Origin of the sequence: Metabacillus litoralis, from assembly GCF_003667825.1 — a bacterium.
GTDB classification, from domain to species: Bacteria; Bacillota; Bacilli; order Bacillales; family Bacillaceae; genus Metabacillus; species Metabacillus litoralis_B.
In genome coordinates this window covers 2,510,267-2,525,086 of the sequence record NZ_CP033043.1, presented here as the reverse complement: position 1 = coordinate 2,525,086, position 14,820 = coordinate 2,510,267, and the positions used below count along the sequence as shown (strand labels likewise).

The 14,820-nt window shown below is 34.6% G+C and carries 14 protein-coding genes; 12 read left to right on the top strand and 2 right to left on the bottom strand.

Annotated features, from left to right (window positions below; translation table 11 throughout):
* Positions 1-120 precede the first annotated feature (120 nt).
* The 7 genes from D9842_RS12600 to D9842_RS12575 all read left to right on the top strand — a co-directional run bounded on the left by D9842_RS12600 (position 121) and on the right by D9842_RS12575 (position 5,680).
* Positions 121-591 carry a hypothetical protein gene (locus tag D9842_RS12600; RefSeq protein ID WP_121662841.1) on the top strand — a complete coding sequence of 157 codons (471 nt, stop codon included), beginning with the start codon at positions 121-123 and terminating at the stop codon, positions 589-591.
* Positions 578-1,762 (top strand): glycosyltransferase family 4 protein, encoded by a 1,185-nt coding sequence (locus D9842_RS12595; RefSeq protein ID WP_121662840.1) that lies wholly within the window; start codon positions 578-580, stop codon positions 1,760-1,762. The genes D9842_RS12600 and D9842_RS12595 overlap by 14 nt, the downstream gene beginning before the upstream one ends.
* A gap of 97 nt (positions 1,763-1,859) precedes the next feature.
* Positions 1,860-2,009: a 50S ribosomal protein L33 gene (rpmG, locus tag D9842_RS12590; protein ID WP_026558749.1), complete on the top strand. Its 150-nt coding sequence runs from the start codon at positions 1,860-1,862 to the stop codon at positions 2,007-2,009.
* 196 nt (positions 2,010-2,205) lie between these two features.
* A complete protein-coding gene (locus D9842_RS12585; RefSeq protein ID WP_373995107.1) occupies positions 2,206-2,763 on the top strand; it encodes a 5-formyltetrahydrofolate cyclo-ligase in 558 nt (185 codons plus the stop codon).
* A 1-nt stretch (position 2,764) separates the two neighbouring features.
* On the top strand, positions 2,765-3,541 hold the full coding sequence (locus D9842_RS12580) for a DUF92 domain-containing protein (protein ID WP_121662839.1): 777 nt from the start codon (positions 2,765-2,767) through the stop codon (positions 3,539-3,541).
* A 126-nt stretch (positions 3,542-3,667) separates the two neighbouring features.
* Complete coding sequence (locus D9842_RS25920; RefSeq protein ID WP_162987420.1) at positions 3,668-3,835, top strand: hypothetical protein; 168 nt, start codon at positions 3,668-3,670, stop codon at positions 3,833-3,835.
* 306 nt (positions 3,836-4,141) lie between these two features.
* On the top strand, positions 4,142-5,680 hold the full coding sequence (locus tag D9842_RS12575; protein ID WP_162987419.1) for a rhomboid family protein: 1,539 nt from the start codon (positions 4,142-4,144) through the stop codon (positions 5,678-5,680).
* Here the strand turns inward: D9842_RS12575 and D9842_RS12570 are convergent.
* Complete coding sequence (locus D9842_RS12570) at positions 5,677-6,546, bottom strand: hypothetical protein (protein ID WP_121662837.1); 870 nt, start codon at positions 6,544-6,546, stop codon at positions 5,677-5,679. The two genes, D9842_RS12575 and D9842_RS12570, sit on opposite strands and share 4 nt — an antisense overlap.
* Positions 6,547-6,704: 158 nt before the next feature.
* Between D9842_RS12570 and D9842_RS12565 the strand changes: the two genes are divergently transcribed.
* Positions 6,705-8,168, top strand: coding sequence for a spore germination protein (locus tag D9842_RS12565; protein ID WP_121662836.1), 1,464 nt, complete (start codon positions 6,705-6,707; stop codon positions 8,166-8,168).
* 34 nt (positions 8,169-8,202) lie between these two features.
* Here D9842_RS12565 and D9842_RS12560 read toward each other — a convergent pair whose 3' ends face one another.
* Complete coding sequence (locus D9842_RS12560; protein WP_121662835.1) at positions 8,203-9,633, bottom strand: carbon starvation CstA family protein; 1,431 nt, start codon at positions 9,631-9,633, stop codon at positions 8,203-8,205.
* A 313-nt stretch (positions 9,634-9,946) separates the two neighbouring features.
* On the opposite strand from D9842_RS12560, the gene D9842_RS12555 reads away from it, so the two are divergent.
* The 4 genes from D9842_RS12555 to D9842_RS12540 all read left to right on the top strand — a co-directional run bounded on the left by D9842_RS12555 (position 9,947) and on the right by D9842_RS12540 (position 14,741).
* Positions 9,947-10,147 (top strand): YqgQ family protein, encoded by a 201-nt coding sequence (locus D9842_RS12555; protein WP_121662834.1) that lies wholly within the window; start codon positions 9,947-9,949, stop codon positions 10,145-10,147.
* A gap of 93 nt (positions 10,148-10,240) precedes the next feature.
* Positions 10,241-11,197 (top strand): ROK family glucokinase, encoded by a 957-nt coding sequence (locus D9842_RS12550; RefSeq protein WP_121662833.1) that lies wholly within the window; start codon positions 10,241-10,243, stop codon positions 11,195-11,197.
* A 406-nt stretch (positions 11,198-11,603) separates the two neighbouring features.
* Entirely contained in the window at positions 11,604-13,505 is a 1,902-nt protein-coding gene (locus D9842_RS12545; RefSeq protein ID WP_121662832.1) for an LTA synthase family protein, read from the top strand.
* Between the two features lie 138 nt (positions 13,506-13,643).
* Positions 13,644-14,741: a M14 family metallopeptidase gene (locus tag D9842_RS12540; RefSeq protein WP_162987418.1), complete on the top strand. Its 1,098-nt coding sequence runs from the start codon at positions 13,644-13,646 to the stop codon at positions 14,739-14,741.
* Positions 14,742-14,820 lie beyond the last annotated feature (79 nt).

Sequence of the window (14,820 nt, the reverse complement as noted above, 5' to 3'; positions counted from 1 at the left end):
AAAGAAGTGATATTTTGAGGAAAATGTAGTTTTTTGCCGATATTTCTTTAAATAAGCTAAGTTTGAATACTTTTCGCACATGGTATGATAAATAGAGTATGAAATAAGAGAGGAATCTTTATGGAAACATATCATCTTCTTAATCACCAACATATCATTCGAAATCAATCGCCGGTTTGTGTCGATACTATAGAAATTTTTACTTATCCAGACGTTGTACTAGTTTCCTGGAAAATAGTTTCTTCTACTAAGATAGCGGTTTCCTCATTACTTGGAGAAAACTTTAATGATTTATTAGTAAGAGTTATTCTTTGTCGGCAGAATCAATTCAATGAAGAATTTTCATTTAATGTAAGTAAATGTAGTGGTGTTTTAGAAATTCGAAACCTTGAGACAGCTACATACTCTTGTGAGCTCGTCGTAAGCAACTCTAAAAACCAATCTATAGTCATTAAATGCTCTACTAAAAAAGAGTACCATAATCATAAGAGAATAAAGAATCAACTAAACTGGAGAAGGGTAGTTGAAATGGAGGAGAGCGAGACGTGGGTACCAATGTTCTCAGCATATACAGACTATGATGAAGAGTGATCGTACAATTTTAGTGTTAACACCTGAATTTGATGAACATCTAGTTGGGGGACTTGGTAGACATGTAAATGATTTCGTGGAGGAAGGGATTAAACATAATCTTACATTTATTATTTTAACGCCTTCTAAAAGTAATAAAGAAAGTTATATGAAGAAGGAGAATGTCCACATCTTTCACTTGCTGCCATGGAAACAAAACTCGTCAGATTTGTTCGATTTTATACGGAACATTAATTTTCGGTTCAGTCAATTTGTTCTTCAGGAGCTACACATTCCATTTGACCTCATTCACGTACATGATTGGATGTTTACGGCATCAGCTTGTCAAATTAAGGAAGAATTACATAAACCATTAATTACGACGATTCATTCTACAGAACATGAACGAAAACAATTTAAGAATGGAAAAGAGCTTTCCACCATAACAAACTATGAGAAACAGCTTATTGAAGCTTCAGATCAGCTAATCGTTTGTAGTCTTTATATGAGAAAAATTATAGAAAATAGAGCAGTAAAACGAGAAATTCAAATAGAGGTAATACCAAATGGTGTTATCGTCGAAAACTATCAAAAAATGCTAGAGCCTTCACAAGCACTACAAAAGTTTTCTTTTATCAATTCTCCTTTTTTATTATCCATGGGAAGATTAGTTAAAGAAAAGGGATATCACCTTCTCCTTGAGGCCTTCTCGATCTTACATAAAGAGTATTCTGAATTAAACCTTGTTATAGCTGGTGAAGGACCTTATGAAGAACAATTAAAACAAATGACAACAACTCTTCAAATCAAGGCGAACGTTTTTTTTACTGGTTTTGTGAAAGATAAGGAACGTAATACACTACTTAGCAATTGCCAAGCACTTATTGTACCAAGCTTATATGAGCCATTTGGGATCGTTGCTTTAGAAGGAATGGTTTTACATAGACCAATTATCTCATCTCAGGTTGGAGGCTTAGGAGAAGTGTTGTTGCATAACCGTGGCTTGTTAACAGAGCAAATTAACAGCAAAAGTTTAGCTGAAACTCTACATTTTGTTCTGTCACACCCAAAGCAGGCCGATGAGATAGCTCATACTGGATATCTTGCTATTATAAAGGAGTATCAGTGGTCAATTCTTATAAAAAAGTTAATCTCTATCTATAAAAAGCCTGAATTTCTACAATATCTTTAAAATATAATGAAATAGATGTGGAATTTGTCAAATAAAAATGCTATTATATTAAAGTCTGATTTGTTTTATAGTTTTTTATGTTTGGAGGGAAAGAAACATGCGTGTGAATATTACATTAGCTTGCACTGATTGTGGCGAACGTAACTATATTTCTAAAAAGAATAAACGTAATAATCCAGATCGTCTTGAACTTAAGAAATATTGTTCAAGAGAGAAAAAAATGACAGTACACCGTGAAACAAAGTAAGCAGTAGGATTTTATATCCTACTGTTTTTTTTTATAAGTTATTACAGTATAAATTAGTAGCACAGGAGACTACACGACGTAGTAGCTAATTTTATTTATTAACTATAAGTTCAACTAACGCTTCGGTCTTCACTTTTTATTTTCACCAGTCAGCGAGTTTTCAAATATGCTACTATAAACAAAAGGAGGGATATTCTTGAAGAAAAAGGAAATGAGAAGCATTATGCTAAAACAACTTACCGAAATCAGTGATGAAGAATATCAACAGCTTTCAAAAGAAATACATAAGCATTTATTTTCTTTCTCAACATGGAATAAGGCAAATACAGTAGCTGTTACAGTTTCTCGAGGCAGAGAAGTTGATACTTTTCCGATCATAAAACAAGCGTGGACTGATAAGAAAACAGTTGTTGTTCCAAAATGCGAACCAGCTACCAATACGATGGAATTTAGAAGCATTACCTCTTTTGATCAGCTTGAGAATGTCTTTTACGGTTTAAAAGAACCGATCTTATCAGAAACATCTGCTGTAAAAAAATCTCTAATTGATCTTATCCTTGTCCCAGGTATTTGTTTTGATAAAAATGGTTATCGAATAGGCTATGGTGGGGGATATTATGATCGATATCTTATGGATTATAAAAATGATACTGTTTCATTAGCTTTTTCAAGTCAACTTATTAACGGAGTACCTATAGAAGCTCATGATGTTCCTGTATCCACCCTTATTACTGAGCATGGAGTAATGAAATAAAATGTTACTTGGATTACTTTTAGTCATGTTCCTTTCCTATAGGGCGTGGAAAATGAGGTCGTTGTCGATAAGTGGAATGATAGGTGCTTTTGTGGTAGGTTCAGCTATTTTTTTAGGTTTTTCCTGGAAAGGCTTATTTTTATTGGGATGCTTCTTTGTAAGTTCGAGCCTTCTAAGTAAGGTTAAAGCAAAACAAAAGTCATTTTTACAGGAAATCCTTCCTAAAGGTGATCAACGAGATATGATGCAGGTAGCGGCAAATGGAGGAATACCAGCGCTTATTGCAGTTGTTTATTATTTCCAAGGGTCAAACGATACACTCTACCTCTTGTTGTTTTCAATTTCTTTAGCTGCAGCAAATTCAGATACATGGGCTTCCGAAATAGGCACATTGAGTAAAGGACGTCCTAGAATGTTGCTTACACTAAAGGAAGTGGACAGAGGTACCTCTGGTGCTGTTTCTTTGCTTGGTTCTTTTGCTGGTTTGGTTGGAGCGTTCTTTATCGGTATTATGTCAGGTTTCGTATTTTCACTGTCTATACTAGATGTCTTATTCATTGCTCTTTTTGGTTTCCTTGGAAATATTTTTGATACTGTTCTAGGGCAAACTGTTCAAATAAAATACAAATGTAAAACTTGTCAAAAGGTTACTGAAAAAAGAATTCATTGTTCGAAAATTGGATGGAAATCAAATCGGTTTGCTTTTATGAATAATGATGCAGTTAATTTTATAGCAATTGTATTGACGACATTCCTAGCGTTTCTATCCTTTATATAAAAACTTATGAAAAAGCAAATATCATTCAAACACTCAGTTAGTGTAGTAAAGGAAACAATGTTACCTTTTTTTAAAAAGGATAAAATCACCCGTTCCTACTAATGATAAAATGTAGGAGGGATGATCATGAGACGATTAATTATGCTTGCGGCAGGTTCATTTGCTGTTTATCGTTATCGATATCGCATTGTAAATTTTGTATTAGGTCAACCGCAATTGCGTAGATATTTTATTAATTTATCGATGAGAATACCATTTATTAGAGATCGTTTTGTTAATCGTGCTTTCCATTGATTTGAACAATTTTAGAAATCAAAACATAATGAAAATTCATCATTAAAGCTGACTTTCTACTGTCAGCTTTTTTTTATCTGTAAAAGCAGAATCTTTCTTTTCTTGTTTATGTGAGTTAATTTCATAATTATGACTCTTAAATCAAAAAACGAACATTTTTCGTCATCCTGAACATGTTAATATACAATAATGGGATCAAAACTTGATTATATGTGAAATTCATACGTTTTTTGGTAACAAATGATACATTATGAAATTGATTCATGTATTGATATAATAAAGAAAAATAAAGCGGAGCGGATAAAAATGGTCTTAGAACAGGATTATGTCTACTGGTCGTTTATTGAACAACTAGTTATTGAACAGAAGTATACAATCTTAGCTATTTCCCAAGATGGAAATGAGGTTATGCTCGAACCTTTTAGGAAGAAACAGTTTTCAATTATTAGGGTAAAGAGAACTGATGTTGATTGGGGAAACACACTTGCTATTGATATTGAACAAGCCGGTCGGAAATTTGAACAGCTGTTAAAAACCGGGGTTAGAGGTCCTTTGACGGTTTTAAATATCTATTTTTCTAGCTTGCCGCCTGTAGATGACTATCCTGAAGTGTTTTTAAAGGGCTATAGTGGTGGAAGAAAGGGCAGCATTGATATTACCTCAATGATTCTTGTGAAAGATGAACTGAAACAAGGATTAGATAAGCTGTCAGACACTCTACATCTTCCTTTAGACACAATTAAAGATTTAAATTCTTCCGATGTGTCTGAATCTCAGCTTCATGAAGTTAGGACACGAGTTATTTCTCATCAAAATAAACTAAGAGAGGAAGAAAAAAGGCTCTTTCAAAATGGCAAGCCTTTCTTTACTAATATATTCCTAGGCATTCAAATCCTTATGTTCCTTGTTCTTGAACTTTTTGGGGGAAGTACTGATACAAATACACTTATTCAGTTCGGCGCTAAATTTAATCCACTTATTTATGATGGAGAATGGTGGAGATTTATAACACCTATTTTTCTACATATTGGGTTTCTTCATCTCCTTATGAATAGCTTTGCTCTCTTTTATATTGGGCCAGCGGTTGAAAGGGCTTATGGAAGAGGAAAATTTTTATTTATTTATCTTTTAGCAGGGGTTTTTGGATCAATTGTCAGTTTTGCCTTTAGTCCATTTCTGTCTGCTGGAGCTTCGGGAGCTATTTTTGGCTGCTTTGGTGCTTTACTATTTATTGGTGTCTATAATTTAAAAGTGTTTTTCCGAACAATGGGCTCAAATATTTTAGTGGTTGTTGGTATTAACCTGGCGATGGGATTTGTAATCCCTAATATTGACAATGCAGGGCATATAGGAGGGTTAATAGGTGGATTTCTCGCTGCAAGCATCGTTCAGCTACCCAACCAAAAAAAATGGTTTCTTAGAGTTGGCGGACTTATCATAACAGTCGCATTGTTAATAGGATTAATCCTATACGGGATGGACCAATCAAAAGCACAATATAGTGAGTATAGAGCGATGAAGGGGCAGGAGCTTATTCAAAATGAAGAGTTTGAAGAAGCATACACATATTTACATGAAGCCATTTCTAGTGATCAGTCTTCAAATGATATCTTGTTTTTATTATCTGTAGCTGCCATTCAATTGAAAAAATACGATGAAGCGACGGAACACCTGCAACAAGTCATCTCAAATGATGACAGCTACCACCAGGCACATTTTAATTTAGCTGTATTATACGCTAATCAAAATAAATTGGAATTAGCGCAAGAACAAGTATCAAAAGCTCTAGAATTTGATCCGGACAATGAAAACTACAAAGCTTTTCAGGATGAACTTACTCCTTAACTTTTAATGTTTTGTATAAATTTAAAAGGAGTACCATCTTCTGCTTGAATTAGTACTAATACATGTGAATAATCTTTTGCAAATAGAAGGAGAGGCATTGTACTACCAATTGGTTCAATGGCTTTCCCTTCTTTTGTTTTTAAACCTAAGAAATAATTCTTATATAGCCCCTCCCAAAGACTCCCGATGACTTCTTGTGTTTTTGCCTTAGAAAGTCCTAAAAGGGGCTCATTATTATATCTAGCAAGCTCAATTAATGGAATAGCCTCGTACTCATTTTTATTTATCTGATAATGATTGATTAAATGATTCCAGCTATATTCAAGGTGTTGTGCTTTTACTTTGTCTAAAATATCTTTCCACTCATGTTCTTCCTCTGTTTGTGCTTCTTTAAATGAAAAAGCATTTGTAAATTCTGAATCAATGACATATAAATGATCACTTGTCATCTGCTGTGTACTTCGGATTTGATCATCTTCCAAATGGATCTCACCATAATGAAGACTAATGGCTTCATAATGGCTACTGTCTTCACCATTTACCTTTTTAAACTGTGCCAGCTTTTGGCTTTGGTCTTCCCACTCTGATAATGTGTCAATTAATTTACCATCAGAGAAAAGAAGAGATAAATCTTGTCTAAGAAAAATTACCTTGTTCGTAAACGAGGTAGCATCCCATTCAATCACATATTCATCATCATCCTTATTTTCAACAAATTCAAGTGAAGTTGAAGCTGTTGTAAAAGCTACAGAATCGGTAATGGGAAAAAAGATAATGCTTTCACGAACACTTTGACCATGCGAAAAATAAAGAATACCAGACGTTATAAGGGCAAGAATGATGACAATCATCCATTTTACTTTCATTTTATCAACTCCGAGAAGGACAGGTTGCTAAATTGTATGAGTCATTTTCGAATTTTATGAGTACAAGCTAAAAATAACAAATTAATAGAATATAGGTATGTTTTACCAATAATTCGTCAAAGATTGTAACAAATCGTGATACGGAATGGAGAAATCTTATGGCGTATGAGGTAGAAAAAAAGATTGTAACAAAAGATTTTCAGGAAAATACATCGTACTTAAATGAACGGCTGGGTGTAAAAAAAAGCTTTGATGTTATTCAGCTCGATGTTGAGTATGCTGGACGTAAAATGGCGTTATTTATGGTGGATGGATTTGTAAAAGATGATATTCTACATTATTTAATGAAATATTTATCTGAGCTTACACCAGAGCAGCTCGAGGAAAATACACTTGAAAAGCTACTCAAAACGTATATCCCGTACGTAGAAATTGAAAAAACAGATGATTTAAATACAGTTGTTCAAACTGTTTTGGCAGGGCCAACAGCTCTTGTTATAGAGGGTATTGATCAAGTCATTTTAATTGATGCCCGTACATACCCTGTTCGTGGGCCTCAGGAACCAGATATGGAAAAAGTTGTTAGGGGCTCAAGGGATGGGTATGTCGAAACAATCGTATTTAATACGGCGTTAACAAGACGAAGAATTAGAGATCGATCTCTCAGAATGGAGTATCTACAAGTAGGTAGACGTTCCAAAACAGATGTGGTTGTGTGCTATTTAGAGGATATAGCAGACTTGAAACATGTAGAGGATTTAAAAAAGTCACTAAAGGCTATTGATACAGACGGTCTTCCAATGGGTGAAAAAACAGTAGAGGAATTTATATCAGGTCGACATCTTAACCCATACCCGGTGGTAAGATACACCGAACGTCCTGACACAGCAGCAGCTCATTTATATGAGGGACATGTAATTGTTTTTGTTGATGGGTCTCCTAGCGCACTTATCACGCCAACGACATTTTGGCATCATTTGCAGCATGCTGAGGAATATCGAAATAAGCCGATAGTAGGAGCTTATTTACGAATGGTTCGATTTATTGCAGTTTGGGCTTCAATCTTTCTTTTACCGCTTTGGTATTTATTCGCTAATAATCCTGATTTGTTGCCACCTGGTATGAAGTTTGTTGGTATTGAAGACCCAGGTCAAGTACCTTTGCTTCTACAGTTCCTTCTAATTGAACTCGGTATTGATATATTAAGGATGGCCGCCATACATACTCCTTCATCGTTGGCAACCGCCCTTGGGCTTGTTGCCGCATTAATGGTCGGCCAGGTAGCGGTGGAAGTTGGCCTTTTGACAAACGAAGTGATTTTATACTTAGCTATAGCGGCAATTGGAACCTTTGCAACACCTAGTTACGAATTAAGCCTAGCTAATCGAATTTACCGTATCGTGCTACTTCTATTCACCGCATGGCTAGGAGTAATAGGTTTTGTAGCTGGAATTACTGGCTGGATTATAATGCTTGCGCGTATGAAGTCCTTTAATGTTCCATACCTATATCCGTTTATCCCATTTAATGGTCGCGCCCTAAGGGATGTTTTATTCCGTTCACCAATGCCGTTAAAAAATCGGCGACCAACATTTTTACATCCACAAGATCCTGATCGTTAAAAAAGGGCTGACAATTTGTCAGCCCTTTTGGGATTTAAGCAACCTTTTCATATGGAAGAGGATTGCTTTTATATTTCTTCATTTGAGTTAAGAACCAAATAAGTACGGCTAAAAAGATGATGGAGCCGATGATCATAGAAGTTTGATAGGATAATTGGAATCCTTCTGGTGCATAGAAAATATAAGATCCAGTTACAGCTGTCATGAACAATGCTGGAAGACTACAAATCCAGTGAAATTTGTTGTTCTGTAGTAAATACATTGCAGCTGTCCATAGCATCACTGTTGCTACTACTTGGTTTGTCCAACCAACGTAACGCCATAAGAATGAATAATCCATTTGTGTTAAAAGATAAGTTGGAACGATAACTGGAATTGTCATTAATACAGTTTTCATTTTAGAATCAAAATTTCCAAATTTGCTTAATAATTCTACTAGCATCATTCTTGAAGATCTTAATGCTGTATCTCCTGTTGTGATAGGAAGAATAATGACACCTAAAATGGCAAGAATTCCACCAAATTGACCTAATGTTGTTTTACTAATTTCGTTTACAACACCTGCTGTACCTCCTTCAGCAAGAGCTCCTTGAAGTCCATCTGGACCACCAAAGAATGTCATACCAGCTGCTGCCCAAATTAAAGCAATAATACCTTCAGCAACCATTGCACCAAAAAATACTTTGCGTCCATCGCTTTCTTTCTTTAATGTTCTAGCTAAAATTGGACTTTGTGTACTGTGGAAACCAGAGATCGCTCCACATGAGATCGTAACCATTAGCAATGGCCAAATAGGTAATTCACCAGGATGTAAATTTTCTACTGTTAGATTTGGAATGGAATGATCCATAAAGAATAAAGCAAATCCAATAGAAACAGCCATGATGATTAAGATTAGTCCGAAAATTGGGTAAATTTTTCCGATTAGTTTGTTAATAGGTAAAACAGCTGCTAGTACGAAATAAACGAAAATAAGTAATAAAGAAGCTGAATAGCTTAAAGGTGTTAACTGCTCAACTAATTGAGCTGGTCCTGCTGTAAAAGCTGCTGCAACTAAAATCATTAACACTAGTGATACTAAGTTTATAATTGTTTTTACTGATTTTCCTAAATAACGTCCAACAAGGGTTGGATATTGTTCACCGCCATGTTTAATGGAAAGCATCCCAGAAAAATAATCATGAACAGCGCCGGCGAATAAACATCCAACAACAATCCAGATAAATGCAACTGGTCCATAAAGAGCTCCCATAATCGCCCCGAATATAGGACCTAAGCCTGCGATATTTAGTAGCTGAATAAGTGAAGCCTTCCACCAGCTCATAGGCATATAGTCTAGCCCATCTGTTTTTGCATAAGCAGGAGTTACACGTTGGTCATCAATACCAAATACGCGCTCAACTACCTTCGAATACACGAAATATCCTACGATTAAAATAAGTACACATAGAATAAAAGTTACCATTACTTGTTCCCCCTAATAAACTTCCAATTAATAAGTAACCCTATTTTAAACTTGTCTTTTAGAAATGACAATATATTTTTTAGAAAAAATAAATAATTCTGATAAATAAAACAAAATATAGTATTGAATCCAATCAACATAAGGGAAAATTAATGGTTTCTGATCATTTTTAATATATTGAAATATAATGTAGGGAATGCTAGAAAAATAATCTTGTTAAATACCCTTACAAATTTTTAACGTTTTCTTGACGCTTTTTTCAATTCCTTTATACTTGAAAGTAGTGCTCAGTTATAATGAAGTAGGTGATACCTTGAAAACAATATATGACGTTCAGCAGCTTTTAAAAAAATTCGGAACGATCATTTACATAGGCGATCGAGTTTCTGACTTAGAATTAATGGAAGAAGAAATGAAACAGCTGTATCAATCAAATTTAGTAGAGCCAAAGGATTACCAAATGGCAATTCTCCTCTTAAGACAAGAAATGCAAAAACTTAAAAAGCAAGGATAATATAAGTTTAGTGTTTGGTATAAGTAAAAAGTAACAGGGTTGAAAACGTTTACTAATGAACACATATATAATAGTAGAAAAAGGTGATTTTAAATGAATGAGAAAATATTAGTGGGTGTAGATTTAGGTGGTACAACAATAAAAATGGCATTTATTAATTACTACGGAGAGATTGTAGAGAAATGGGAAATTCCTACTGATAAATCAGGGAAGGCGATTACAACTGATATCGCTAAAGCAATTGATACAAAGCTAGAAGAACTAGAAATGGATAAATCAAGACTTGGTGGCGTAGGGATGGGAGCGCCTGGTCCAGTTAATTTAGAAAGCGGACTTATTTATGAAACACCAAACCTAGGCTGGGTAAACTACCCACTAAGAGATCATTTAGAGCTAGAAACCGGTTTACCTGCTGTTATTGATAATGATGCAAACATTGCAGCACTAGGAGAAATGTGGAAAGGTGCTGGAGACGGAGCTAAGGACTTAATTTGTGTAACATTAGGTACTGGTGTTGGTGGCGGTCTTATTTCTAATGGAGAGGTAATTCATGGTGTAAATGGAGCAGGTGGAGAAATTGGACATGTTACGGTTGTCCCTGAAGGTGGAGCTCAATGTGGGTGTGGTAAAACAGGGTGTATTGAAACAATAGCATCAGCTACTGGAATCGTAAGAATAGCAAAGGAAAAGCTTCAATCATCTAATCAGGATAGCATTCTTAAAACGATCTCTGATTTAACATCAAAAGATGTATTTGATGCAGCTGAAAAAGGTGATTCTTTAGCTTTAGAAGTAATTGATTATGTTACATTTCAACTAGGACTTGTACTTGCAAATTTATCCAATGGATTAAATCCTGAAAAGATTGTAATCGGCGGTGGAGTATCTAAAGCTGGAGACCTTCTTATCTCTAGAGTTGAGCAATATTTTAAACGCTTTGCCTTTCCACGAGTTGCTAAAGCAGCGTCCATCTCGGTTGCGACATTAGGGAATGATGCAGGTGTAATCGGTGGAGCATGGTTAGTTAAGACAAAGTTACTAAATAATTAAATTCAACACGTAAAAAGACCTACGAATTACTACTAATAGGTGATAGTAAAAAGGAGCCTCCATGAGAGAGCTCCTTTTATGTTTTAAATGGTGAAATTGCTGAGTTTAATGGATCTTTTGTATCTAATCAAAAGTAGACCTAGATCCCTTGGTTTATTTTCAGAATTATTTTACTTTTAAAGAAAACGAAACTTTTTATGTTTTAGGACGTCTAATACTAGGGTATAGAGAATAAGCTTAACATTATTATTCTAGCAGGCTATTGTAATGGGCGTATGAAAAAACATTGATTTTTTGTAAAGAAAGTATTAAGATATGTTTTAGTTGTTTAATACTTACCTAATAAATGGAAAAAATTAGAGATAAAAGGAAGCGTAATTGTCCCAAGGGATGAGGAGGTAGTTAGATGCGCAAAAAGACATTTTCAAAAATCTCATTTTTACTATTAGCAACGTTATTTCTATGGATAAAAACATACATTGTCTATAAAACTAGCTTTGATATTAAAATTGAAAACTTCACACAAGAGTTTATATTATTCATTAATCCATTGAGCTTTCTATTACTAATATTTGGTTTTGGTCTTTTCATGAAGGAGAAGAACAGAAACCGCTATATATTTGGTGCTAGTATCTTTGTAACAGCCTTGCTCTTGGCAAACATGGTATTTTACCGATTTTTCAATGATTTTCTAACAATACCAGTATTGTTTCAGACAAGCAATATGGGAGATTTAGGAAGTAGTATTACGAATCTTTTCTTACCTAGTGATTTATTAATGTTTGTTGATTTAGCTATTTTATACTGGTTGTTAAAAAAGCCAACTTTCAGATCCGCTTCATTACTGACTAGAAAAGAAAAGTCAGCTTATTTTCTACTAGTAGCCGCTGTATTCTTTTTTAATTTAGGCTTAGCTGAAACAGAAAGACCACAATTATTAACACGTTCATTTGATAGAGAAATGCTGGTGAAAAACATCAGTGTATACAACTTTCATATTTATGATGCGGTATTACAATCAAAAACATCTGCCCAACGTGCTTTAGCTGACAGTGATAGCTTGACTGAGATAGAAAACTATGTAAATGCTAACCGTAAAGCTTCAAATGAAGACTTACAAGGAATAGCACAGGGTCGTAATGTGATTTTACTTTCACTTGAATCATTACAGAGCTTCGTACTAAATGAAGAATTAAATGGACAAGAAATTACTCCATTTTTAAATGATCTTATCGGTGAGAGTTACTACTTTGAAAACTTTTATCATCAAACAGGTCAGGGAAAAACATCTGACTCTGAATTTATTGTAGATAACTCATTATATCCATTAGGTCGTGGTGCCGTATTCTTTACAAACAGCAATAATGAATACAATGCAACACCAGAAATTTTAAAAGAGTCTGGATACTATTCAACAGTGTTTCATGCGAATAATAAGAGTTTCTGGAATCGTGACTTGATGTATCAAGCATTTGGCTATGACCGCTTCTTTGATGTTAATGATTACAATGTAACGGAAGAAAATTCAATTGGTTGGGGCTTAAAGGATATCGACTTTTTCCAACAGTCAGTTCAACATATCGATAATCTTCCACAGCCATTCTATACAAGATTAATTACATTAACAAACCACTTTCCATTTGAACTTGGGGAAGAGGATCGTATGATTGACGAGTTTGATTCTAATAGTAAAACGTTAAATCAATATATTCCTACTGTTCGTTACATGGATGAGGCAGTAAAAGTATTCTTTGAGGACTTAAAGAAAACAGATGTTTATCAAAACTCAATCATCATCCTTTATGGTGATCACTATGGAATTTCAGAAAACCATAACGTAGCAATGGAGAAGTTTATTGGCAGAGAGATTACGCCGTTTGAAACAGTGCAATTACAACGTGTTCCTTTCATTGTTCACATACCGGGTGTAACGGATAAAGATCCTAAGAAAATCACGAAGGTAGCAGGACAAATTGATATCCGCCCAACAATCATGAGCTTATTAGGTATTGATACTAGTGAGCAAATTCAGTTTGGTACAGATGCGTTATCAGATGATAAATTATCGTTCACAGTTTTAAGAGATGGAAGCTTTATCACTGAAAACAATGTTTATACACGTGGTATTTGCTATGATAAAGAAACAGGCCAGCCTACAGATCAGGCTGTATGTGATCCGTATATGGAAAAAGCAAAGCAGGAACTGAATTACTCTGATGAAATCATTTACGGTGACTTATTACGTTTTTATGGTGAAAACGGAGAAGAAACAGAAGTAAAAGCAGAAACAGAGGTAGAAAAAAATTAATAACAGGGCTGACTCAAACTAAGGTGTAAGTCTTAGAGGGTCAGCCCTTTTTGTTATTGAAAAACAGTAATGAACTTAACAACAATTGAACTAACCTAACATAAGCTATAACTAAATAGGCAAATTGGAGGTTCAATGATGATTATCCGCTTAAATAAAAGCATTTCACTTACTGATCTTTCAACTCATTTGCAACTCGACAGTCAGCTTTTATATGAGAGCAATGATGTTGAGCTGAGAGGTGAAATAGAAGCAAATACTCAGTTAAATATTCCTGTTAACTGCCTATCTATTGTTGAAAATAGTGATATTGTGGAGTTAGTTGGTGACGATAAAATAAAACCCGAACCAATGATGAAGAAACCTTATGATTCAAATGAGTTAGAAAAGGAAATAGAGAAATTGATTTTTATGTATCCTTTTATAAAAAAGGACATAGTTGGCTATAGTGTGTTAGGAAAACCTATTTATCAATTAACAATCGGGAATGGCCCTAAAAAGATTCATATGAACGGTTCTTTTCATGCTAATGAATGGATAACCACGAGTGTGATGATGTATTGGTTACATGAATATGTTGATGCCTTAGGGAATGGTTCAATACGAATAAATGGGCACGATGTCCAATCTATATATAAAGAAACAACTCTTTCATTCGTCCCGATGGTCAATCCTGATGGAGTAGATCTTGTTTTAAATGGATTGCCACATGATAACACTTATGAAGCAGGTCTTTTGCAAATGAATGATTTAAGCATCGATTTTTCACAGTGGAAGGCAAATATTAGAGGTATTGATTTGAATAATCAATATCCTGTTAACTGGGATATTGAAAAAGCCCGTAAAATTCCAAAAACACCAGCACCACGCGATTACCCTGGAGATGCTCCTTTAACTGAACCTGAAGCCATTGCTTTATCAAATCTTGTTAAAAAACAACATTTTGATCGTGTATTAGCATTTCATACACAAGGAGAAGAGATTTACTGGGGATATCTAAGGAAAGAACCTGAAGAAGCAGAGGCGATTGTAAGAGAATTTGAACGTCTTAGTGGCTATAAAGCAGTAAGAGACATAGACAGTCATGCGGGGTTCAGAGATTGGTTCGTTCATGACTATAGAAAACCAGGCTATACAATTGAGCTAGGAAATGGTGTGAACCCCTTACCGTTTGACCAATTTGATGATATTTATAAAAAGAGTAAGGGTATTTTCTACGCAGCATTATATATGTAGTAAGTTTTTTAAACGAGTGATTGAACACCATTTAGTCACTCGTTTTTTTACATAGTGTTAAAGTTAAGAAATTCAAAAA

What these genes read in the sequence shown, in the direction of transcription:
- D9842_RS12600 (WP_121662841.1), top strand. Translation starts at nt 121, where the DNA reads ATGGAAACATATCATCTTCTTAATCACCAACATATCATTCGAAATCAA.
- D9842_RS12595 (WP_121662840.1), top strand. Translation starts at nt 578, where the DNA reads ATGATGAAGAGTGATCGTACAATTTTAGTGTTAACACCTGAATTTGAT.
- rpmG (WP_026558749.1), top strand. Translation starts at nt 1,860, where the DNA reads ATGCGTGTGAATATTACATTAGCTTGCACTGATTGTGGCGAACGTAAC.
- D9842_RS12580 (WP_121662839.1), top strand. Translation starts at nt 2,765, where the DNA reads ATGTTACTTGGATTACTTTTAGTCATGTTCCTTTCCTATAGGGCGTGG.
- D9842_RS25920 (WP_162987420.1), top strand. Translation starts at nt 3,668, where the DNA reads ATGAGACGATTAATTATGCTTGCGGCAGGTTCATTTGCTGTTTATCGT.
- D9842_RS12575 (WP_162987419.1), top strand. Translation starts at nt 4,142, where the DNA reads ATGGTCTTAGAACAGGATTATGTCTACTGGTCGTTTATTGAACAACTA.
- D9842_RS12570 (WP_121662837.1), bottom strand. Translation starts at nt 6,546, where the DNA reads ATGAAAGTAAAATGGATGATTGTCATCATTCTTGCCCTTATAACGTCT.
- D9842_RS12565 (WP_121662836.1), top strand. Translation starts at nt 6,705, where the DNA reads ATGGCGTATGAGGTAGAAAAAAAGATTGTAACAAAAGATTTTCAGGAA.
- D9842_RS12560 (WP_121662835.1), bottom strand. Translation starts at nt 9,633, where the DNA reads ATGGTAACTTTTATTCTATGTGTACTTATTTTAATCGTAGGATATTTC.
- D9842_RS12550 (WP_121662833.1), top strand. Translation starts at nt 10,241, where the DNA reads ATGAATGAGAAAATATTAGTGGGTGTAGATTTAGGTGGTACAACAATA.
- D9842_RS12545 (WP_121662832.1), top strand. Translation starts at nt 11,604, where the DNA reads ATGCGCAAAAAGACATTTTCAAAAATCTCATTTTTACTATTAGCAACG.
- D9842_RS12540 (WP_162987418.1), top strand. Translation starts at nt 13,644, where the DNA reads ATGATTATCCGCTTAAATAAAAGCATTTCACTTACTGATCTTTCAACT.